18 protein-coding genes are annotated in these 20,562 nt (G+C 62.6%); 8 read left to right on the top strand and 10 right to left on the bottom strand.

Annotation, left to right across the window (positions count from 1 at the left end):
• Window positions 1–17 precede the first annotated feature (17 nt).
• The 6 genes from ACFQS4_RS16345 to ACFQS4_RS16320 form a co-directional block, all read right to left on the bottom strand.
• Window positions 18–1,784, bottom strand: a complete 1,767-nt coding sequence (locus ACFQS4_RS16345; protein WP_500194422.1) for an ABC transporter substrate-binding protein — start codon at window positions 1,782–1,784, stop codon at window positions 18–20.
• Window positions 1,785–2,362: 578 nt separating this feature from the next.
• Window positions 2,363–3,286 carry an ABC transporter permease gene (locus ACFQS4_RS16340; RefSeq protein WP_500194420.1) on the bottom strand — a complete coding sequence of 308 codons (924 nt, stop codon included), beginning with the start codon at window positions 3,284–3,286 and terminating at the stop codon, window positions 2,363–2,365.
• A gap of 3 nt (window positions 3,287–3,289) precedes the next feature.
• Window positions 3,290–4,303, bottom strand: a complete 1,014-nt coding sequence (locus ACFQS4_RS16335; protein WP_500194418.1) for an ABC transporter permease — start codon at window positions 4,301–4,303, stop codon at window positions 3,290–3,292.
• 101 nt (window positions 4,304–4,404) lie between these two features.
• Window positions 4,405–5,799, bottom strand: a complete 1,395-nt coding sequence (locus ACFQS4_RS16330) for an ABC transporter ATP-binding protein (RefSeq protein ID WP_500194416.1) — start codon at window positions 5,797–5,799, stop codon at window positions 4,405–4,407.
• Window position 5,800: 1 nt separating this feature from the next.
• Window positions 5,801–7,108 carry an ABC transporter ATP-binding protein gene (locus ACFQS4_RS16325; RefSeq protein WP_500194413.1) on the bottom strand — a complete coding sequence of 436 codons (1,308 nt, stop codon included), beginning with the start codon at window positions 7,106–7,108 and terminating at the stop codon, window positions 5,801–5,803.
• A gap of 90 nt (window positions 7,109–7,198) precedes the next feature.
• Entirely contained in the window at window positions 7,199–8,992 is a 1,794-nt protein-coding gene (locus tag ACFQS4_RS16320) for an ABC transporter substrate-binding protein (protein WP_500194411.1), read from the bottom strand.
• 198 nt (window positions 8,993–9,190) lie between these two features.
• On the opposite strand from ACFQS4_RS16320, the gene ACFQS4_RS16315 reads away from it, so the two are divergent.
• The 4 genes from ACFQS4_RS16315 (at window position 9,191) to ACFQS4_RS16300 (ending at window position 12,191) form a co-directional block, all read left to right on the top strand.
• Window positions 9,191–9,703 (top strand): hypothetical protein, encoded by a 513-nt coding sequence (locus tag ACFQS4_RS16315; protein ID WP_500194409.1) that lies wholly within the window; start codon window positions 9,191–9,193, stop codon window positions 9,701–9,703.
• Window positions 9,704–9,987: 284 nt separating this feature from the next.
• Window positions 9,988–10,872, top strand: coding sequence for a DMT family transporter (locus tag ACFQS4_RS16310; RefSeq protein ID WP_500194407.1), 885 nt, complete (start codon window positions 9,988–9,990; stop codon window positions 10,870–10,872).
• A gap of 66 nt (window positions 10,873–10,938) precedes the next feature.
• Complete coding sequence (locus tag ACFQS4_RS16305; RefSeq protein ID WP_500194405.1) at window positions 10,939–11,544, top strand: VOC family protein; 606 nt, start codon at window positions 10,939–10,941, stop codon at window positions 11,542–11,544.
• A gap of 113 nt (window positions 11,545–11,657) precedes the next feature.
• Complete coding sequence (locus ACFQS4_RS16300; protein WP_500194403.1) at window positions 11,658–12,191, top strand: OsmC family protein; 534 nt, start codon at window positions 11,658–11,660, stop codon at window positions 12,189–12,191.
• Between the two features lie 52 nt (window positions 12,192–12,243).
• On the opposite strand, the gene ACFQS4_RS16295 is transcribed toward ACFQS4_RS16300, so the two are convergent.
• Both ACFQS4_RS16295 and ACFQS4_RS16290 read right to left on the bottom strand, forming a co-directional pair.
• Window positions 12,244–13,026 carry a cyclase family protein gene (locus ACFQS4_RS16295; RefSeq protein WP_500194402.1) on the bottom strand — a complete coding sequence of 261 codons (783 nt, stop codon included), beginning with the start codon at window positions 13,024–13,026 and terminating at the stop codon, window positions 12,244–12,246.
• A gap of 99 nt (window positions 13,027–13,125) precedes the next feature.
• Window positions 13,126–14,235: a zinc-dependent alcohol dehydrogenase gene (locus ACFQS4_RS16290; RefSeq protein WP_500194400.1), complete on the bottom strand. Its 1,110-nt coding sequence runs from the start codon at window positions 14,233–14,235 to the stop codon at window positions 13,126–13,128.
• 170 nt (window positions 14,236–14,405) lie between these two features.
• On the opposite strand from ACFQS4_RS16290, the gene ACFQS4_RS16285 reads away from it, so the two are divergent.
• Window positions 14,406–14,663: a HalOD1 output domain-containing protein gene (locus tag ACFQS4_RS16285; RefSeq protein WP_500194398.1), complete on the top strand. Its 258-nt coding sequence runs from the start codon at window positions 14,406–14,408 to the stop codon at window positions 14,661–14,663.
• A 126-nt stretch (window positions 14,664–14,789) separates the two neighbouring features.
• Window positions 14,790–16,253 carry an aldehyde dehydrogenase family protein gene (locus ACFQS4_RS16280; RefSeq protein ID WP_500194396.1) on the top strand — a complete coding sequence of 488 codons (1,464 nt, stop codon included), beginning with the start codon at window positions 14,790–14,792 and terminating at the stop codon, window positions 16,251–16,253.
• A 26-nt stretch (window positions 16,254–16,279) separates the two neighbouring features.
• Here ACFQS4_RS16280 and ACFQS4_RS16275 read toward each other — a convergent pair whose 3' ends face one another.
• Window positions 16,280–16,762 carry a cupin domain-containing protein gene (locus tag ACFQS4_RS16275; protein ID WP_500194394.1) on the bottom strand — a complete coding sequence of 161 codons (483 nt, stop codon included), beginning with the start codon at window positions 16,760–16,762 and terminating at the stop codon, window positions 16,280–16,282.
• Between the two features lie 64 nt (window positions 16,763–16,826).
• Window positions 16,827–18,539: a 2-oxo acid dehydrogenase subunit E2 gene (locus tag ACFQS4_RS16270; protein WP_500194393.1), complete on the bottom strand. Its 1,713-nt coding sequence runs from the start codon at window positions 18,537–18,539 to the stop codon at window positions 16,827–16,829.
• Between the two features lie 153 nt (window positions 18,540–18,692).
• Between ACFQS4_RS16270 and ACFQS4_RS16265 the strand changes: the two genes are divergently transcribed.
• Both ACFQS4_RS16265 and ACFQS4_RS16260 read left to right on the top strand, forming a co-directional pair.
• Window positions 18,693–19,775, top strand: a complete 1,083-nt coding sequence (locus ACFQS4_RS16265) for a zinc-dependent alcohol dehydrogenase (protein WP_500194390.1) — start codon at window positions 18,693–18,695, stop codon at window positions 19,773–19,775.
• A gap of 308 nt (window positions 19,776–20,083) precedes the next feature.
• A complete protein-coding gene (locus ACFQS4_RS16260; protein ID WP_500194388.1) occupies window positions 20,084–20,560 on the top strand; it encodes an Lrp/AsnC family transcriptional regulator in 477 nt (158 codons plus the stop codon).
• Window positions 20,561–20,562: the final 2 nt, after the last annotated feature.

The raw sequence follows: 20,562 nt of genomic DNA, 5'->3' as shown, positions 1-20,562 counted from the left end.
CAGCGTCGAACCACTACTTAGCAACCGGACATGTCCCAGTGCTTGAAGTGAGGACGATTCCAGGCCGAGACGTGTGCTCCTTCGATGCACTCGCGGATCGGGAAGACTTCCTCGGGCGCGTACCCGAACGCGACGGGCACCTCCTCGTAGCACAGGTGTTGCAGTTCGGACAGTTGCTCCAGGCGAGCCTCCTGGTCCGTCTCGGTTCGCGTCTGCTCGATCAACTCGATGATCCGCTCGTCAATGACGTCCGGAATCCCCGTTCGCGAGCCCATGTCGCCGTCCGGGTGCATGAAGAACTCGTAGTACGGGGTCGGATCGGTACCAATTGGCAGGAGTCCGTGGACCTCGGCAGGCCACTGGGGCGGGTCGGCCGCGTGACGTTCGACGGCCTGACTTTCCGGTTCGCTGACGGCGTTGATCGTGATGCGGTCGTTTAGGTTCTCGAACGTGTCCTTGATCGCCAGGTTGAGGTTCTCGAACTCCGAGATGTTCTCGTTGTGCAGGGTGACCGTGAATCCCTCCTCCCAGTACCCGGCTTCCTCGAGTTTCTCCTGGACCAGTTCGAGGTCCTGCTCCCACTGGGGCGCCTCTTCGTCGTACCCCAGGACACCCGGGACGTGGACGCCGTTGGTCCTGATTCCGTAGCCGTCCAGGAGGTTCTCGATGTGATCTTGCCACGGGACGGCGTAGGCGAACGCCTGTCGAACGGCCTTGTCAGCGAAGAAGTCCTCCGGGATGGTGTCGTCGCCAGCGATGTCCTGGATGTCGTCGTAGGGAATGTTGCAGTTGAAGTTGATACCACCAGGGTTGATCTGTGGTCCGCTCAGTAGCTCAATTCCCTCCCGCCCCTCGAGTTCGACCTGCTCACCGACGCTGATGTAGATGTAATCGAGGTCACCCTCGCCGAGCTGGGCGATTCGGGAGGAGACGTCCTCGATGAACCGGTGGTCGACGGCGTCGACGCCCGTCTCGTCCCAGTAATCCTCGTGTTGATCCCACAGTTGGGCGTCCGGGTTCCGGTCACCGAGCATGAACGGCCCGGTCCCGGCGCTGTTCTGGGCCATCCACTCGTTTTGCTGGCCTTCGGCGTATCCGCCGTTCTCCTCGACCGCCTCTTCGCTGACGACTACCGCAGCGCTGTTCGTCACGACGCTGTTGAGGAAAATCGGCGTGGTCTGTTCGGCGAGCTGGACGCCGAACGTGTAGTCGTCGACTGCTTCCACCGAGTCGATGATGCTGTTCATCGACGAGGCACCGGGCGCCAGGTTCATGGTCATCGAACGCTCCCAGGAGTACACGACGTCGCTGGCGGTCATCTCTCCGCCGGTGTGGAACGTGACGCCCTCCCGGAGCGGGAACTCGATGGTCATCCCGTCGTCCGAGATCAGGTCGTTCTCGGTAGACGGAACTTCCGTAGCGAGTGCTGGAACGAGTTCGATTTCGTCTCCGCCACCTACGGAGTACGCGAGGAGCGTCTCGTACCCCTGTTCCGGAAGCGCGAACGTCGCGTTCGTGTTCGTCGGGTCGACTGCATGCGGATCAAGTGTCGGTGGCCGTTCGGGGTCAGCGTAGCGCAGGGTACTGGTCCCTCCACCACCGTTGCCGCCGTTGCCGCCGTTGCCGCCGTTGCCACCGTTGCCGCCGTTACCGTTCGGATCTCCGGTACAGCCAGCGATTACTCCAGTAGTGGCGACCCCCATCGACGCCAACATCTTGCGTCGGCTCAGTGCCGAGAGATTCCCGCCACTCTGCCCGCACTCACCATTGTTACCTGATGGCATGGGTAGTGCCATGCAACGGTCACACATAAACATTATGGATGGTAACGTGACCCAAGGGTCGCCGCGGAGGGTGAAGTGGCGGTACCGCCGTCTCCGACAAACCAGGTTCGTCGTCTCGAGATCGCGTTCAATCGGACGAGACCCGCCGTCCGTTCCCTCCCCCGATTCGCCGTCGGTCTCCGGCGCGTCACACGGTCGAAAAGGAGGCCCCGCGCTACATACTGTGCATATACCTCCCGCCGCAACCAGCGAACACGTTCTCGTGTCACCTACACCACATACAACCTGAGTGTGTTTCAAATCGAGTCACATTTCGACGTGGCGAATCATCGACGTGCATACGGAACCTTCCGAACGGTCCACGTTCGACGACAGTGTGACGTCCACTTCTCGTCGCTCGAAGCTACCAGAAATCGACGAAGGGAGGATGTACGCACCCTTCGAGGCCGGTTGTCGGGCCCCGTTCGCTGATGGACACGGAGGGAAAAACCACGAGTACGGCACGAGAAAATGCTCCAGACCGTGGAAGCGAATTTGAGAGATGACCGAGCAACGAAGAAACCGCTCCGCGGCCGGAATTATTCGTTTTGCATCCGGGGGTCGAGGACGTCTCGAAGACCGTCTCCGATCATGTTCCACCCGAACGCCCACAGGAAGATGGCCGCTCCGGGGATCAGCGACGTCCACCAGACGCCCATGATGAGGTCCTGCTGGCCCTGTGCGGTGAGCCGACCCCACTCGGCGAGACCGGACTCGGCGAGGCCAATGAACGCGAGACCGGACGCGATGATCGCCACGCTCCCCAGTTCGAGGGTCGCCTGCACGAAGATCGGGTGGATCGAGTTCGGAAGCACCTCCTTGACGAGGATGCGGATCCTGCTAACGCCGGTAACTCGAGCGGCGTCGACGTACTCCTCGTTTTTCACGTGGATGATTTCGCCCCGGAGGATCCGCGCGTAGGTTCCCCAGAGCATGATACTGAGGGCGAGACCGATGTTGAAGTAGGATGCGCCGAGCGCGGTGACGATGGCGATGGCCATCACCGTCGCGGGGATGGCGATTAGCCCGTCGACGATTCGCATACAGACTTCGTCGACCCAGCCGCCGACGAACCCGGCGAGACTTCCCACGGTGACGCCGATCGCCACCGAGACGACCGTCACGCCAAGCGAAATGCCGATCGTCAATCGTGCCCCCCAGACGATGCCGTAGAGGATGTCCCCGCCCGTTCGGGTCGAGCCGAGCAGGTGTCCCTCCGAGAGCGGCGGGGCGAGCTGAGTGCCCCAGTTGCGTGGCATCTGGTAGGCCTCTCCGCCCTGTGGCGGCGCGATGACCGGCGCGAGGACAGCCACCGCGACGAACGCGAACACGATGATCGTGCCGAGCAGGGTGATCGGATTCGAGAGAAATTGCTTCGACAGCGTCTTGGTCCGATCCCAGCGACGCTCGAGCACTTTGCGGTCGGGTGCGAAGTCGGATACGACGGATGGTATTTGGAGCATTGATTATTCACCTAGTTCAGTTCGGGGGTCGAGGTACGCGTACAGGATGTCGACGCCCAGATTCACGCCCATCACGGCGACGGACGTGATGAGGACGAACCCCATCAGGGGTGCGAACTCGTTGCTTAGCGCCGCCTGTGCGACGTACCGCCCGAGCCCCGGGAAGTTGAAGACGATCTCGGCGAGGATCGCTCCCCGAAGGAGGAAGGCGAAACTGAGTCCGGCGACCGTGAGCGTCGGGATGAGGGAGTTACGACGGATGTGGCGCTTGTAGACCGTGTCGTCCTTGATCCCTCGTGCGCGTGCCGCCATGACGTATTCCTCGTTTTTCTTCTCGACGATTTCGGCACGGAGGTGGCGCATGATGACCGCCGCGTTGGCGTACCCCAGAACAACCGCCGGCATCGCCAGGTGCCACAACGCGTCGAAAAACGCTCGTGGGCTTCCCGCCAGAATCGCGTCGACCGTGTACATGCCGGTCGGATGGCCGATGCTGTTCCAGACCGAAACCGTGGCCCGTCCGAGCGGGAACCAGCCGAGCGTCACGAAGAAGATATACACGAGTATCAACGCGGACCAGAACTGCGGCGTCGAGACGCCCGCGACGGCCAGTGATCGGGAGAAGTGGTCGATCCACGTATCCTGATACCGTCCGGCGAGCGTTCCCAGCGTGATGCTGATCACGAGCGCGATCAACAACCCGGCAACGGCTAACTCGACCGTCGCTGGAGCGAACACGATCAAGGCGTCGAGGACCGTCGAACCTGACGTCGCCGACCAACCTAGATCGCCCTGTAGCACGCCCCGTAGCCAGTAGAAGTACTGGACGTAGATTGGTTCGTTGAGATGATACGTCTCTCTAATCATCTCGACCTGTTCGTCGGTGGCGTACCGCGACGTGTACATCGCGATCGGCGACCCCGCGAGTCGCGTGAGGACGAACGTGAACACCGTCACCCCGAACAGCGTCGGGATGGCCCACAGTCCTCTCCTGATTGCGTAGTCTTTCGGTTCCATTACTCACTCACCATCCGTACGTTCGTAACGCGTTTCTCCGCTCTGCTCCGATCGCGAGAGTAGGCTCGAGGGCAGACATCTCCGCGCGCAACGTCGGGCCCTCACGCTCCGTCACCCCCGTAGAGGTGACAGGCTACCTCATGTCCCTGTTCGGTCTCGAGGAGTTCTGGGTAGTCGACGTTTACAAATTCGAGATCGACGGCGTTCCCGTCCACGTCTACACGCTCGATTGCCTCGAAGAGCACCTCATTGCGTCGACGAAGGGTGTCATCCTCGCCGGCCAGCACGGCTTTCGCCTCGCCGACCTCGATACCGCCGTCGAACTCGAACGACGCCTCGTACCCCTGAAACGACGACGAGTCCAGGCTCTCGTACAGCCGTTCGACGGTCTCGTCCTCCTCGACGGACGTCTCGATGAGGTGCAACAGGTCGCGACCGCTCCACCCACAGAACGCTTCCGCCTTGTGGCAACGCGTGTGGAAGTGACACCCTGTCGGTGGATTCTCCGGATTCGGGACGTCTCCAACCAGTTCGATCGTGCGGTCGGTCTTGACCGCCGGACTCGAGGAGATCAATGCCTCCGTGTACGGGTGCTTTGGATCCTCGAATAACTGCGGGCGCGACGTCTTCTCGACGGCTTTCCCGAGATACATGACGACCATATCCGTCGCCACGTGACGAACGACTCCGAGGTCGTGAGTAATGAAGAGGTACGTCAGGTCCAGTTTGTCCTGGAGATCCTCGAGCAGGTTGAGGATCTGGGCCTGGACGCTCACGTCGAGCGCGCTCGTCGGTTCGTCGAGAACGATGAAGTCGGGGTTCGTCGCGATCGCTCGGGCGATGGCGATACGCTGTTTCTGCCCGCCCGAGAGCATGTGCGGGTACCGATACATGATGTCTTCGCCGAGACTCACCTCCTCGAGCAGGGAGATGATTCGCTCCTCCCGTTCCGCCCCCGAGAGGTCGGTGTGTACCTTGAGCGGCTGTTCGAGCGTCTGCCGAACGAGGTTACGAGGGTTCAACGACGTCGTCGGATTCTGGAAGACGAACTGGACGTTCTTCCGGTAGTACGTCGCTCGCTCCCCACCCATCGTGTTGATTTCGTACGCTTCTCGGATCTCGCGTAGACGCCGCGTCTCCTCGGGCGAACGATCGGCTTCGTCTATCGCCTCGAGCGAGTGGATTTCGTCCGCCACGTCCTTCGGGACGTTGAAGTACACGTTCCCGTCCGTGACGCCGTTCAGCTGGACGAGCGTTCGAGCCAGCGTGGATTTTCCACACCCGCTCTCCCCGACGACGCCCAGAACGTCGCCTCGCTCGATTCGAAGGTCGACCCCGTCGACTGCTCTGACGTCGCCGACGTGTCGCTTGAAAACGCCGCTGGTGATCGGGTAGTACTTTGTCAGCCCCGTACACTGGATCATAACCTCGTTCTTCGCTCCGATGCCTGTCGCGTTCGAATCGGTATCGCGTTCGTTGACTGTTGTACTGGACATACTATCGTTGATGCGTGCCGGAAGTCGGGTTGCTGGTGCTGGTCTCGTAGGCCCCGTCCTCGTACAGATGGCAGACGACCTGCCGGCCCGTCGCGTCGGTCACGACCGGCGGATCGATCTCCGAACAGTGGTCCATGACGTCCGGACAACGGGTGCAGAACCGGCATCCTTTCGGGGGGTTCACCAGGTCCGGAATCGTCCCCTCGATTCCCTCCAGTCGTTTACCGACCATCTCCTCCCTCGGGACCGAGTTGATCAGGCCCTGCGTGTAGGGGTGCTTGGGATCGTCGTATATGGCGTCGACGTCACCCATCTCAGCGATGCTGCCCGCGTACATGACGGCGACGCGATCGGCGATTTCGTGAACCAGGTTGAGGTCGTGCGTGATGTACAACAGGCCCGTATTGTACTCTTCCTGTAAGTCCTTGAGGAGTTTGAGAATTCGCGCCTGCGTCGTCACGTCGAGGGCCGTCGTCGCCTCGTCGGCGATCAGCAGGTCCGGTTCCGCCGCGAGGGCAATCGCGATCATGACGCGCTGCTGTTGCCCACCCGAGAGTTCGTGTGCGTAGTTGTCGAGGACCTCTCGCGGGTTCGGAACCTGCGTTTGATACAGAAGTTCGATGCTTCGTTCGGTGAGAACGCGTCGAATGTCTTTCGTCCGGTTTCGGAACGGTGGAAGCTTCGCGAGTAACGTGTATAGTGGCGTTCTCTCGGCAGACGCGCGATTCCGAAGTACCCGCCGTATCGCCGGCCCCGCGGCCTCGAGGTCCACTCCAGCCTCTTCGAGGATCTCCTCGCTGTGGTGGGCGAGAATACTCTCCGCCAGGTGCGTTCGGATGGGTAACGACGGATTCAACGTCGTCTGTGGGTCCTGGAAAATCATCGAAATCCGGTCGCCGCGAAACGCCTCCATCTCGGATTTCGAGAGCGAGAGCAGGTCGTCGAACTCGACGCCCGTTTCGTCACAGCGCTCACACCCGTCGCCGCCGCACCCGTTACAGGAGCGATTGGATCGCATTCTGATCTCGCCGGACGGATATTTTCCCGGCGGTGTCGGGACGAGCTGCATGAACGACCGGGCGGTGACGGTTTTGCCACACCCCGTCTCGCCAACCAGTGCGAAGAGTTCGTCCTGGTGAACGTCGAAGTTCACCCCGTCGAGCGCCTTTACCGCCCCGCGGTCGGTATCGAAGTGCAGGTGCAGGTCCGATACTCGAGCGAGGAGCGTTCCCTGCGTTTCCGGTCGAGATGGATGGTTCGTATGACGACGCTCCGGAGCGGTTTCGGTAGTGTCGGGTGGGTCTTGCATGATTGTTCGAATTGTTGTTTACCACTATCCTATAGCTTCGGGTCATCCCGGAAGAGACGGACAGTGTCGATGGTCTGATCGATCTCCGCTTTACAGATCGATGTTCAAATCGCCGCAGTTCTCGATGCCCCAGGTCTTCGCGACCTGGTGTTCGAACGCCGGGTTGATCGTCGGCTCTGCACATTCCGCGTGGATGGTGACGAAGTTCTCGCCGTTGAGCGCGACCACCGGCGGATCGTCGACGCAGAGCGACTGCAATTCGTGGTACATCTCTTCGCGAGCGGCTTCTTCGGGTTCGGCTGCTGCCTGTTCGACCAGGTCGAAGATTTCCTGGCTGACGTACTCGCTCATTCGGCTCCCGCTCGCGATGCCACCGAAGAACAGTTCGTCGTAGTACCCCGCCGGATCCGGCCCGAACGACGGGAATCCGCCGACGTCCATGGGCATCCTCCATGGCGTGTCACCGCGACGGTCGAGGTACTCAGACTCGCTCAACGCCTGCGTGTTGATCGTAATGTCGCCGTTGATCGACTCCATGGAGTCCTTGATGTAGAGGATGGCGTTCTCGAACTCCGAAATCTGTTCGGTCATCAGCGTGATGGTGAACCCGCCGTCCCAGTACCCCGCTTCTCGAAGGTATTCCTCGACGAGTTCCGGGTCGTACTCGAAGTTCGGTGCGTCCTCGTCGTAGTAGAACACCGGACTCAGGTGACACGGCTGGTTCGAGACGTAGCCGTACCCGTCCCACGCGGCCTCGATGTACTCCTCGTAGTCGATGGCGTGCCCGAACGCCTTGCGAACGTTCGGGTCCTGGAAGAAGTCCGGGTCGACGTCGTCGTCGTCGGGCATTCCGTCGGCATCGTAGGGAATGTCGTAGTTGAAAAACAGGAACGTCTGGTCGAGCGATTCGTACGGTGTGAACGCCGCTCCCGTCCCCTGGAACGATTCGACGTCGCCTACTCCTCGTTCGGAGTAGTGGAGTTGGCCCTGTTGCATCATCGATACGGCAGTGCTCACCTCCGTGACGACGTGCTGGAAGACGCCCTGGGGGCCGACGCTGTCGGGGTCCCAGTAGTCCTCGTGGGCCTCCCAGCGAATGTACTGACTCCGTTGCCAGTCCTCGAGATAATACGGCCCGGTCCCCGCCGTGTTCTGGGCCATCCACTCGTTTCGTTCGCCCGACTGAACGCCGCCGTTTTCCTCGACTGCCTGCTTGCTGACCACGGTCAAGTCCTTTCGCGGAACGATCCCGTTGAGGAACGAGATGTACGGTTCGTTGAGCGTGAGCTGGATCCGATAATCGTCGGTTACCTCGATCTCGTCGATGCGCTCGACGTTTCGAACCCCGTCGCTGACACCCATGTCGACGACGCGATTCAACGAGAACTCGACGTCCTCTGCGAGCATCTCGCCGCCGGTGTGGAACGTGACGCCCTCTCGAAGCGGGAACTCGAACGTCTGTCCGTCGTTCTTGATGAGGCCATTGTCGACCGTTGGTACCTCATTGGCCAGCAAAGGCACGAGTTCGGCGTTTTCATCGTCGTAAAAGACCAGCGTTTCGTACGCGTTCGGTGGAAACGACATCCACGCCGTGTATTCGTCGATGGAAACGGCGTGCGGATCGAGCGACGACGGGTCGGTGTTGACGTCGGTTACGAAGTACGTCTGAGCGTCGCTCGTTCCGCCGTTCCCATTCCCACCGTTACCGTTACCGTTCCCGCCGTTCCCAACGTTCCCACCGACGTTATCACCACTATTGCTGCATCCAGCGATCAGCGTTGCGCCGGCGAGACCCGCTGCGGTCAGTAGTTTCCGGCGACGTAACGACCCTGTCCCATGTTGCTTATGCGCCTGGCTACCATCATCCCCGTCACTGTATGGCATGGAATACCAAATCAACCACAGGTATATAATTATGTGGGTCTCGGCAACACGCCACGTACAGATTGTCAGGGCTCATTACAAGACACTCGGGAGAGCAAATTTCGCGTTAATCGGTGATTCGGAACCCAGGTACCGCTCCAGAAACCCACGTCACCGATAGGCTTAATACCGAACTGACCGCCGAGTACACGTACGCGAATGACGGACATCGAACTGAACTATTCTCGACTCGACGCCATTGAGCTGGTCGTCACCGCGTTCGAACACGTTCGGGAACTGTCCGAGTACGAAGTCGACGCCGAGAACGGCGTCGTGACCGGACACTTCAACGGTGGTGTCACTAGCTTCGGAGCGACGGTCTCTGTATCCATTCTCGAAGAGACGGACGAGCAGCGAACGACCATTGCTGTGACCGCGTCCCGACAGGTCGGACTCAACCGGAATTCGAACCCGTGGAAGTTCAAATCGAAGTTCGTCCAGGAGTTACGGAAACTCGAGGGGGAGCCGGTCGAAGACCTTCGACGGTCACCGCCGTCTGTACGCGACGAAACGGACGTCGACCGGTCTTCAGCCAGCCCGAACGAAGGAATAGATCAGTCTATCGACACGACAGGGCGGATGATGCATCGGGGGACGCGCATACTGCTGTACCTGTTGGGTATCGGACTGGGGCTCATGGGCGCCATCACCGCTATCGCGCTGCTGGTGTAATACATTCACAAACTATATTCTATCAAGAGGTGCTAACGGTTAGCAATGGATCTCGTACTCGAGATACGTAACGGTCGGTCTGCGGGTTCGAACGCTGCGACTACTCCCGAGGGGTGGGTATCGGTCCAGATGGGGACCGAAGCGATCCACCCTCGGCTATGCCGGTCTCCGTATCGTCGGTGCCGCTTTCGTGGCCCGAGGCCAACGGTCTCGGTGGCGTTGAAACGACGAACCCCGCTCCCACAGGCCTCGCCCGGGAGTCGCGTTCCAAAACGGTTGCCGACATGATCGACGTCTATGTCCTCGCCCTGCTGACCGCGCTGTTGTGGGGCTTCACGCCGATTCTCGACAAGCGCGGGATGCTCGGCGGCGGGACGCCGCTCCAGGCGTCGATTGTCGTCGTCATCGTTGACAGTTCAGTCTACTGGATCGCAATCGCCGCGCTCTCGGGATCGCGCACGCCGTTCGACGGCGTCTCCCTCGGGATCGTCGGCCTGTTCGTCGTCGCCGGCTTCGTCGGGACGGCGCTGGGGCGGCTCGCGCTGTTCTTCGGAATCGATCACCTCGGAGCCAGCATCAACAACGCCGTGTTGAGCACGCGCCCGCTGTTCGCGACGATCGTCGCGGTCGCGTTCCTCGGCGAAGCCGTCTCCCTCCAGCAGGCCGCCGGCATCGTCGTCATCGTCGTCGGCCTCACGATCCTCACGACCGCACGCGGCGGCGACCTCGAGGGGTGGACCTCCTGGCACGTCGTCTTTCCGCTGGTGGGCGCCGCCGCGTTCGGCGTCTCGAACGTCATCCGTCGGTACGGACTGACGGAGTCCCCCGTCACGGCGCTCGAGGCCGTCGCCCTCAACGAGACGGCGGGGTTCGTCGCGCTCGCGGCATACGCGATGGTAACCCAGGGGCGGGCCATCGTGGACCTGCCGCGCCGGTCGGCGGGCTACTACGCGATCAGCGGGCTCTTCACGGCGGCGGCGTTCATGGCGCTATTCGAGGCGCTCGACCGCGGATCGGTGTCGATCGTCGATCCCCTGTACGGGACGGCGCCGCTGTTCACGACCGTCTTCGCGTACTTCCTGCTTCGGGACGTCGAGCGCGTGACCGCCGGCATCGTCGCCGGGGCGGCCACGATCGTCCTCGGGGCGGTGCTCGTGACGACGGCGTGAACGCTCAAGCGATTCGACGATCGGGTAGTCGGAAAACGCTTTGTGGATCCGGCGTGACGCACCGCTATGGCGAACAGTGACGGCGGTAGTGACAGCGATAGTAGCAGTACCAGTAGCGGAATCCCGACCGCCAGGAACGTCGACCACGTCGGAATTTCCGTCCCCGACCTCGAGGAAGCGATCACGTTCTTCGAGGACGTCCTCGGCTGCGAGACCGTCTACCGGGCGACGCCCCCGGTCGACGACTCGATCCAGGACTGGATGCACCGGAACCTGGGCGTCCACCCCGAGTCCACGATGCGACTCGCGCGACTCCGGTGTGGCCCTACGACGAACGTCGAACTGCTCGAGTACGACGACCCGACCCAGACCGACGAGCACCCGAAAAACAGCGACGCGGGCGCGGCTCACCTCGCGTTCTTCGTCGAGGACGTCAACGCGGCCGTCACCTACCTCGAGGACGTCGACGGCGTCGAACTGCAAGGCGAACCGCGGTACAACGAGGAGGGACCCGAAGAAGGACAGGTCTTCGTCTACTTCAGAGCGCCGTGGGGGCTCCAGCTGGAACTCATCTTCACGCCCGACGACGTGGGATACAAGGCGTCGACCGACGCTCGAGCGTTCGGCCCCGCACCCGACTGGGAGGCCGAGCTGTCGTGGTCGTCCGAGTGATCGAGAGGCGGCCGTTCCTCGAAGTCCGCCCAGGGTCGAGCGTCTGGTCGATCGTCCCCGCTCGTGGCGAGGACCATGCAAACCTATAACGTGGTAGCGAAGTAGACACGAATATGGCGAACTCCGAGTACCACCGATATCCCTGGGACGGCCCCGAAGACGACGCGATCGCGGATTCGGACGACGACCTCGACGACGGACCGACCGCGACGATGGTCGCCTCGAACGATCGAACGAACTACGTCCGCGTCCAGAACCATGCGCTGTACATCGACGAACCCGAACACCTCTCGCACTCGTTCAAGAAAGGGGGTCGAGGGGAAGCCCCGAGCGCGCTCGGCTACCTGCTGACGGCCGCGATGGGCTGTCAGGTAAACTCCCTCGAGCAAATGCTCCACAAGGCTCGGTTGACCGAGTACGAGATCGACGCCGAGTGTACGGGATACACGTTCCTCGAGGACGATATCAAGCGCGTCCAGAAGATCGACCTCCGGATTACCTTGAGCGTTCCCGAGGCCGAGGAGTCGCGGGCGGAGCGCTGTCTCGAGGTCTACGAGCAGGGTTGCGTCGTCGGGGAGACGTTGAAGCGAGGAATCGACCTCGAGGTCGCAAAACGCCTCGTCCTGGACGACGACGTCGCCGAGTAGGCGACGGAAAACATAGTTTGTATACCCTTAGGGTGTTTCAGAGGAGCGGGAACTAGAGGTCTTTGAAGACGACCGTCCGGCAGAACGCTGCCTCGCCGTTGTCCCACTTCCAGGGGAACGAGCCGATGGTCACGCGTTCGTTGAGCACGTCCGGGTGGTCGATGTCGCCGCCGAGGTTCTCGACCATCATCAGGTTCTCCGAGAGCGCATTCTTGTGGACGTAGGTCCACTCGTCTTCGGGCAGTAGTTCCTCGAACGGTTCGCCCAGTTTCTCCTCCATCTCCCCGGGGAGGTCGAGGTCCTGGCGGTAGTCTCGAATCGCGGTGTTGAGCGGGTGCTCGATTGCCGGCGTGTCGTTGCCGACCCACGGGAAGTCCATCTCGACCCACCAGTCGGTGAACTCCTTGTGCGGGCCGGGGTGTTTCGCGAAGTACGTGAGTTCGTTCGGGTTCTCGCCGGTCTGGAAGTACTCCTTCCAGCCAGTGTAGAGCACGAGGATGTCTCCCTTCTTGATCTCGAGGCCGGCCTCCTCGGCCGCCTCCTGGCAGTGTTCGGGCGTGATGATGTCGTACTCGTCGACCTTGTCGGAGATGTCGAGCACGAGTCCGGTCCCGAACAGGCGATCCATTGGGATCTCGGAGATGTCCCAGCCCTCCGGATCGAAGTGAAGCGGTGCGTCGATGTGGGTGCCGATGTGAATCGCGGTGTTGATCTTCAGCGAGTGGTTGACGTCCTTGCTGAAGCGATGTACTGCCTGTACTTCGGGATCGTCGAAGTACGGCCACGGCCACGTGTTCGCGCCCCACGGCTGATTGAGGTCGTATAATTCGACCATGTCTCTCGAATCGCAATCACCCCTATTAAACCTTAGCACCGTTGCAAAGTGGGAGGCACGTTCGAGTCGTCCGTGGCGGGTGTCAGAAATTGACCCGCGTCAGTTCGTCGCGCCCCCGAGTTCCCGTTGGATGGCCGTTCGTTCGATTTCGTCCGGATCGCGTCCTGGATACAGCATGACGCGGAACGCGCCCCCTTCCCGCTCACGGAACGCCTCGATCGCGTCCTCGAACTCCGAGAGCGCGAACCGATGGGTGATGAGCGGGTCCACGTCGATCTGGTCGCGGGCGATCATGTCGAACCCCTCGCGGCAGATCCACTTCGGGTTCGCAACGCTCCCGTAGATGTTCTTGTGACCGACTACGATTTCGCGCAGGTCGACGTTCAACTTCCGGCCGGGGCTCGTCGATCCGGCGAGGACGACCGATCCCCCGCGACGCGCCATCTCGACCGCCTGCGCGCTCGCGGCTTCCGAGCCGGCGAGTTCGACGACCAGATCCGGACCGCCGCCGAGCAGATCGGTCACGTGTTCGACGACGTCGTCGACCTCGTGGATATTGATCAGGTGGTCCGGCCCCATCTCCCTGGCTGGCTCGAGGCGCTCGTCTCTGGTTCCGGTCAGAATCACGTTGTCGGCGCCCTGGTGGCGCGCGATCTGCACCGCGGCGAGGCCGATGGCCCCGGGGCCGATGACGACGACGTCGTCGCCGCCGCTGATCCCGGCGCGTTCGATGGCGTGGAGCGCGACGCCGGCTGTTTCGCAGAACGCTCCCTGGTCGTAGTCCATGTTCTCGGGGATCACGTGCAACGCCCGCGTGTCGACGGCGACGTACTCGGCCAGGCCGCCGTCGGTCGTGAATCCGATGTGGGCGTGGCCATGGTCGGTTTCCCCGTAGTGCTCACAGAGGTTGTAGAGCCCCTCCATACACCGCGGACACTCGCCACAGCCGACGTGCGGTTCGGCGGCGACCGTGTCGCCGACCTCGAGTCGATTGACGCCCTCGCCCAGTTCGACGACCTCGCCGGACCACTCGTGACCGGGGATGTGTGGGTAGGTCGTCGCGGGGTACTCACCGCGGAGGATTTTCAGGTCGCTGCCGCAGATCGTCGTCGACTCGACCCGAATCAGCGCTTCCCCGCGTCCTGGTTCGGGTCGGTCCACATCACGAACGTCGACTTCGTTCGGTTCCGGAAAGACTACTGCTTCCATGGGTATCTATCGCACCCTTCTCGAGTGAGACAGTTAAACGATGTCATCGTTTCGTGATAGGACGGCCCGAACGTGTGACGCGCCCGGACGGTTGCGGGTATTCGACTCGAGAGCGGCGGTTTGCGGGACAGGAACGATTAAGCTACTCCGCCTCGCAGTGAGACGCGAGCATGAAACAGCGGGATCACCGGCGATCATCCACCACCCTCGTCTCAGACATCGTCTCCGCGGCCGCCGAGCACGCCGGAACGGCTCCTCTGGCGCTGCCGCCGCTGTACGAGTCCGTCGACGCAGACGCGCTCGAACAACTCATAGCCACCACTTCGGAGAGCGACGTCACGGTGACGTTCACCTACGCCGGCGTCCGCCTCGAGGTCCGGAGCGATGGTGCCGTCCGTGCGATCTCGAGTGCCGAAGCGAGCGACTGACCGCCAGCCAGCGACGACGGCGCGACCTCGAGCCATCGAGCCGACCGAACTGGATCGCGTCACCGGCGCCGGTTCCTCTCGACTGATGAACAAACGTTATGATATAGCACACGCTATCCACCCAGTATGAGCTTCGATCGAGACTGGCAGCTGTACGTCGACGGCGAATTCGTCGAATCGGAATCGGGAGCCCGAATGGATGTCGTAAACCCGGCTACAGGGGAGTCCTTCGCGACGGCCCCCGACGGAACCGCAGCGGACGCTCGAGCGGCCATCGACGCCGCTCGAGACGCGTTCGCGGAGTGGCGCTGGAGCGACCCGACCGACCGCGCTGATCTCCTGAACCGGATCGCCGACGAAATCGCGTCTCACCGCGACGAACTGATCGAACTCGAGACCCTGGAGAACGGCAAGCCCCTGTACCAGTCCGGAAACGACGTCGCCGCCGCCGAGAAGACGTTCCGGTACTACGCCGGTGGCGTCGACAAATTCTACGGCGATACGATGACCTACACCCCGGAGGAGGTGCGCCAGACGACGTACGAACCCTACGGGGTCGTGGGCGCCATCATCCCCTGGAACTGGCCGCCGATGCACACGGCCGACTTCGCGTCCGTCGCGCTGGCGACCGGCAACACCGTCGTCCTGAAGCCGGCGCCCGACACCCCGCTGTCGTCGATCCGAATCGCGGAACTGGCCGCGGACGTCCTGCCGGACGGTGTCTTCAACGTCGTCACCGGCGGCCTCGAGCCGGGAATCGAGCTGACGAGCAACCCCGACGTGGACATGGTGACGTTCACCGGGAGCGACGCCAACGGCGAGAAGGTGCTGTCGTCGACGGCCGAGAACATCACGCCGACGATGATGGAACTCGGCGGCAAGAACCCCGCGCTGGTCTTCCCGGACGCCGACATCGAGCGCACGGTCAGCGGGATGATCCGGAGCGCCTTTTACAACAGCGGACAGGCCTGCTCGGGGAGCGAGCGCCTGCTCGTCCACGAGGACGTCTACGACGAGTTCGTCGCGTCGATGGCCGACGCCGTGTCGAGCCTGGTCGTCGGCGACGGCCGAAACGAGGACACGCAGGTCGGGCCGATGGCCAACCAGGCCCAGGAGGAGAAGGTCCTGGACGCGCTCGAGTCCGCGCGCGAGGAGGGCGCAGAGGTGCTAGCGCAGGCGGGCCTCCCCGACGAATCCGACCTCGAGAACGGCTACTGGGCGCCGCCGACGCTCCTCGGCAACGCCGACCGGTCGATGGACGTCTTCCAGGAAGAGATCTTCGGCCCGGTGATCGCCGCCGTCCCGTTCGCGTCCGAGGAGGAAGCGGTCGACCTCGCGAACGACGTCGACTACGGCCTCACCGGGTCGGTCTGGACCGGCGACGTGAGCCGCGCTCACCGCGTGGCGGCCCAGCTCGAGATTGGGCTCGTCGCGGTCAACAACCCTAACCGCGGCGGCCTCGGCATCCCGTTTGGCGGCTACAAGCGGAGCGGAATCGGCCGCAAGAAGGACTTCACCGAGACGATGCGCGAGTTCACCCAGCCGAAAGCGATCAGGATCGACCTCACCGACGATCACTTCGATCTGTAGCGGGTCCGAACCGTCGAGGTGGACGGTCAGTCGGCGCTCTCCGGCTTCCACGTACACTCCTCGCCGAAGAACGTGGTGTCGTGATCGCCGTTCGAGAAGTACTCGAAGACCGTCATCTGCTGGCCCTTTCGGGCGAACAGTCGGTGTCTGTCCCCCTCGCCGATCCAGGCGACCGTGCCGGCCTCGATGTCGTGCTCTTCGCCCTCGACCTCGAGGACGCCGTCGCCCTCGAGGATGTAGAAGAAGTGGTCGGTTCCTTCGTGGTAGTGTTCCGGACAGGCGACTTCGGGCCCGTAGGTGACGACGTCGACGAGGAGGTCCCCGGCGTCCGGGACGAGCCCCTTGTTGATCAGGATGTGCTTCGATCGGCCGTCGTGTTGGCTGTCCATCTCGCCGGTCGCTGACTCGTGGTAGATCCTCGTACCGTCCCCCGCTTCGCGGAGGTCTTCTGCATCGATCGTCGAGTCGGACAGGTCGCTGTGTGCGATGGAGTTCTCAGAGTCTGCCATGCATGCTTTTCTTTCGCACGGGATCACAAAAGTGTTCACGTCACGACGACCGGAGGGCGGACGTTCAGGACTGCTCGACGGTGATCGTCATCGACTGGTCGAGGTCGTCACTGACGATACGGTTGACGTAACACGCTCGTTCGGCCGTCTGCACGACGCGCTCGACGTCGGACTCGTCGGCGGGGGAAGTAACGGTGATGTCGACCTCGAGTCGTTCGATGGCGTCGTGGTCCGGTTCGGCGTCGACCTCGACCTCGACCTGGTCGATTTCGACGTCGCGTCGCTCCGCGATCGAGCCGATCATGAGCGTCAGGCAGGACGACAGACTCCCGAGGAACTGCTCGACCGGCGTTGGCGCCGTGTCGTCGCCGCCGTGATCCTCGGGTTCGTCTACGTCCCACTCGAAGCGCCGCGACTGGACGGTACCGCGCATGCTCCCGTCCGAGACCGTCCTCGTGCGACGACGCCCCTCGAGTTCGTCCGCTCGCTCCCGGAACGCGCCAGTCCGGTCCGCACTCTCGTTCGAGGACGCACCCCCGAGCAAGAGGAGGCGCGTCGGGTGCTCGAGTTCGTCCGCCAGGGTCTCGAGGAACTTCGCCGCGTCGGCCCCGTCGACCGCGCGGTGATCGAATGTCAGCGAGAGGCCGATATGTGGTTCCACATCGCCGTCGCCGGTCGGCTGTTGCGTGATCGTTCCGACGCCGAGGATAGCGACCTCGGGGACGTTCAGGAGCGGGTCGAACGTCTCGACGCCGAAGTGACCGAGGTTCGTGACCGTGAACGTGCCGTCCGACAGGTCCTCCATAGTGAACTCCCGGCTCTGGACGCGGTCGACTAGCTCGCTGCGGGCCGCGTTGATGCCGGCTAAGTCGAGTTCGTCCACCTGATCGAGAACCGGAGTCACGAGACCGTCGTCCACGTCGACGGCCACGCCGACGTTGACGTTGGCCGCGAGTTTGTGGACGCCGCCCTCGTACACGGCGTTGAACTCGGGGTGATCCCGGAGGGTTCGAGCGACGGCCTTGAGCAGGAAGTCGGTGAGCGAGACCTGTAGGTCGCGATCTGCCGAGAGACGGTCCTTGAGAGCGAGGAGCGATTCGACGGACGCCGACCGGTTGAGTGTCACCTGCGGCGCCTGTTCAGCCGAGGTCGCCATCTGCCTGGCGACGGACCGGCGGAGCTGTGATCCCTGGCGCTCCTCGTAGATTCCCCGACCGGTCGCGGTCGGCGCGTCGGGAACGGCTGGCTCGCCCGCTTCGCCGAGCGTCCCCGCCTCGACCGCGTCGATCACGTCCCGTTCGACGACGGCTCCGTCCGGACCGCTTCCGTTCAGCGTGGCCAGCGCCGACTCGTCGACGTCGAGGTCGTTGTCGCGCGCGTACGTCCTGGCTCGAGGCGACACCTTCCCCTCGACTGCGAGCGCTGCGCCGCCGCCCGCGCTCTCCGTCGTGGTAGCTGGTTCTCCGTCTGTCGGTTCTTCGTCGTCGCCCTCGCCGTCGTCACCCTCGAGTTCTGCGAGGATTTCGTCGGGCACGCTCGCCCCCGGTTCGCCCACGTAGGCGATCGGCGCGCCGGGTTCGACCGGTTCGTCGAGGTCGACGAATCGCTCGAGCAAGACGCCGCCCTCGCGGGCTTCGACGTCGTTCGCGGTCTTTTCGGATTCGATGACGGCGACGACGTCGCCGGATTCGAACTCCTCGTCGTTGACGGACCACTCGACGACGACCCCTTCCTCCATCGTCATCCCTAGCTGGGGCATGCGTACTGTGTAACCCATGGTAACACGTTAGATGCTACGGGGTAATATAAATGTCTGTAAACTCGAGTGCACGCCGGCACGACCGGTTACTCGAAAACGCGAGGAAGCATATGGGCGTTTCCGATCGCTGACAGCGAAACAATTATTAGCATGTCTTCAGTACCAGGGGGTATGGCAGTAGAAGTAGAGGATGCCGTACCTGATAGTATGAAGGCTATCGTCCTTCACGGGCCAGGCGACTGGTCGATGGAGACGATCAGTAGCCCAGAACTCGATGACGTCGAGAACGTCATCTGCAAAGTCAACGCCGCATCCATCTGTGGCACCGATCCCAAAATCTTCGGCGGTCACGCCGAGGGCTGGCCGCCGGAGTTCCCGTTCATCCCCGGCCACGAGTGGTCGGGCGAAATCGTCGAAGTCCACGAGAACGTCTCCCGGTTCGAACCGGGCGACAAGGTCTTCGGTGAAACACACTCAGGGTGTGGCTTCTGTGAGATGTGCCGTCGCGGTCGGTACAACCTGTGTGACAACTACGGCGACTTCGACACCGGCCACCGCCAGATCGGGCACACGATGGACGGCGCGTTCGCCGAGTACGTCTCCGTCCCGGCAGACAGCCTGTATCGCTTCGACGAGAGCCTCTCCTGGCAGGAGGCGGCGTTGCTCGACGTGAACGCGATCGCGCTCCAGTGTTCGGTTCGCGGAAACATCGACCCCGGCGACGACGTCGCCGTGATCGGGACCGGCACCGTCGGCCTGCTCTGTCTCCAGCACGCGGTCGCGATGGGTGCCGGCCAGGTCATCGCCATCGGCAGTCCGGCGCGGAACCCGCTCGCGGAGGACCTCGGCGCGGACCACACCATCTCCTACCGGGACGACGACGTAGTCGAGCAGGTTCGCGACCTCACCGGCGGAACCGGCGTCGACGTGACGCTCGAGGCCGCCGGCAGCGAGGCAAGTTTCCAGCAGTCCGTGGAGATTACCCGAAAAGGCGGCACGGTGAGCCTCGACGGGATCCCAAAGGACGACTACCAGGCAGTGCAGGTCGGGGACATCGTCAAGCAGGAAATCGACTTCCGCGGTGCCCGCGCCCACGCGAACAAGGCCGAGGCCAGTGCCAGGCTGGTCGAAAACGGACAGACTGACGTCGAGTCGCTGATCACCCACGAGTTCGACTTCGAAGACTTCGAGGACGCGTTCAAGACGTTCACCGAGCGGAAGGACGGCGCCATCAAGGTCGCGCTCAACTTCTGAGAGAGACGGACGACCGACACGCCCAGGGCAGCAGTCGCCCACGCGGGAAGTCTGCGTATCGGTCGGCGAGGCGACCCTCGCAACGTTCCGTGCTTCGACCCAAACCGCGAACTCCGAACCACGAACCCGGAGCCAATCGGGGGCTCGTCGCGCGCGATGCACCACGTCCGGGCGTCGAGCGCGGGTCGTACGTCGACCGCCCATCTCGAGGAATCGATCGACCGAATCGTCATTGGGCCGGACGGTTAGGCACGAGACCGCGCGAAAATAACAGGACGTTTATATCCCTACTATTCGTAGGATGGGGTATGGAATCCACCACACTCGACGAAGTCGACGAAAAACTCCTGCGGCGGTTACACGAGGACGGTCGAACGCCGTACGACGCCCTGGCGGCGGAGGTCAACCTCCCCGAATCTGAGGTCCGCGAGCGTGTCGAGGCGCTGGAAGAGGAGGGCGTCATCACGCGCTTTACGGCGCTGACCGATCCCACGAAGCTGGGCTACATCTCGGTCGCGTTCGGCATCACGACGGACCCTACCAAGACCGATAGCATCGCCCAGCAGCTCAAAGATCACGAGAACGTCTACAAGATCTGGATCCTCTCGGGTCGTCACAACATCATCATCCACTCGAGTTTCCGCGACATCACGGACTTCCAGGCGTTCAGCCACGACATTCTCCACAACATCGACGGCATCGTTCGCTACGAGTCGTCGATCGTCACCCAATCCGTCCTCTCGGAGGGAAGCGTCGTCCTGCCGACGGAAGAGGATCAGGAATAAGG

Source organism: Saliphagus sp. GCM10025317 (genome assembly GCF_042663665.1).
GTDB lineage: Archaea > Halobacteriota > Halobacteria > Halobacteriales > Natrialbaceae > Natronosalvus.
This window is presented reverse-complemented; position numbering and strand designations above follow the sequence as displayed.

Coding starts and splice junctions, on each gene's coding strand:
- ACFQS4_RS16260 (WP_500194388.1), top strand. CDS start 20,084: ATGGAATCCACCACACTCGACGAAGTCGACGAAAAACTCCTGCGGCGG.
- ACFQS4_RS16295 (WP_500194402.1), bottom strand. CDS start 13,026: ATGGTCGAATTATACGACCTCAATCAGCCGTGGGGCGCGAACACGTGG.
- ACFQS4_RS16330 (WP_500194416.1), bottom strand. CDS start 5,799: ATGTCCAGTACAACAGTCAACGAACGCGATACCGATTCGAACGCGACA.
- ACFQS4_RS16320 (WP_500194411.1), bottom strand. CDS start 8,992: ATGCCATACAGTGACGGGGATGATGGTAGCCAGGCGCATAAGCAACAT.
- ACFQS4_RS16280 (WP_500194396.1), top strand. CDS start 14,790: ATGAGCTTCGATCGAGACTGGCAGCTGTACGTCGACGGCGAATTCGTC.
- ACFQS4_RS16290 (WP_500194400.1), bottom strand. CDS start 14,235: ATGGAAGCAGTAGTCTTTCCGGAACCGAACGAAGTCGACGTTCGTGAT.
- ACFQS4_RS16305 (WP_500194405.1), top strand. CDS start 10,939: ATGGCGAACAGTGACGGCGGTAGTGACAGCGATAGTAGCAGTACCAGT.
- ACFQS4_RS16335 (WP_500194418.1), bottom strand. CDS start 4,303: ATGGAACCGAAAGACTACGCAATCAGGAGAGGACTGTGGGCCATCCCG.
- ACFQS4_RS16285 (WP_500194398.1), top strand. CDS start 14,406: ATGAAACAGCGGGATCACCGGCGATCATCCACCACCCTCGTCTCAGAC.
- ACFQS4_RS16315 (WP_500194409.1), top strand. CDS start 9,191: ATGACGGACATCGAACTGAACTATTCTCGACTCGACGCCATTGAGCTG.
- ACFQS4_RS16340 (WP_500194420.1), bottom strand. CDS start 3,286: ATGCTCCAAATACCATCCGTCGTATCCGACTTCGCACCCGACCGCAAA.
- ACFQS4_RS16270 (WP_500194393.1), bottom strand. CDS start 18,539: ATGGGTTACACAGTACGCATGCCCCAGCTAGGGATGACGATGGAGGAA.
- ACFQS4_RS16345 (WP_500194422.1), bottom strand. CDS start 1,784: ATGCCATCAGGTAACAATGGTGAGTGCGGGCAGAGTGGCGGGAATCTC.
- ACFQS4_RS16300 (WP_500194403.1), top strand. CDS start 11,658: ATGGCGAACTCCGAGTACCACCGATATCCCTGGGACGGCCCCGAAGAC.
- ACFQS4_RS16310 (WP_500194407.1), top strand. CDS start 9,988: ATGATCGACGTCTATGTCCTCGCCCTGCTGACCGCGCTGTTGTGGGGC.
- ACFQS4_RS16275 (WP_500194394.1), bottom strand. CDS start 16,762: ATGGCAGACTCTGAGAACTCCATCGCACACAGCGACCTGTCCGACTCG.
- ACFQS4_RS16325 (WP_500194413.1), bottom strand. CDS start 7,108: ATGCAAGACCCACCCGACACTACCGAAACCGCTCCGGAGCGTCGTCAT.
- ACFQS4_RS16265 (WP_500194390.1), top strand. CDS start 18,693: ATGGCAGTAGAAGTAGAGGATGCCGTACCTGATAGTATGAAGGCTATC.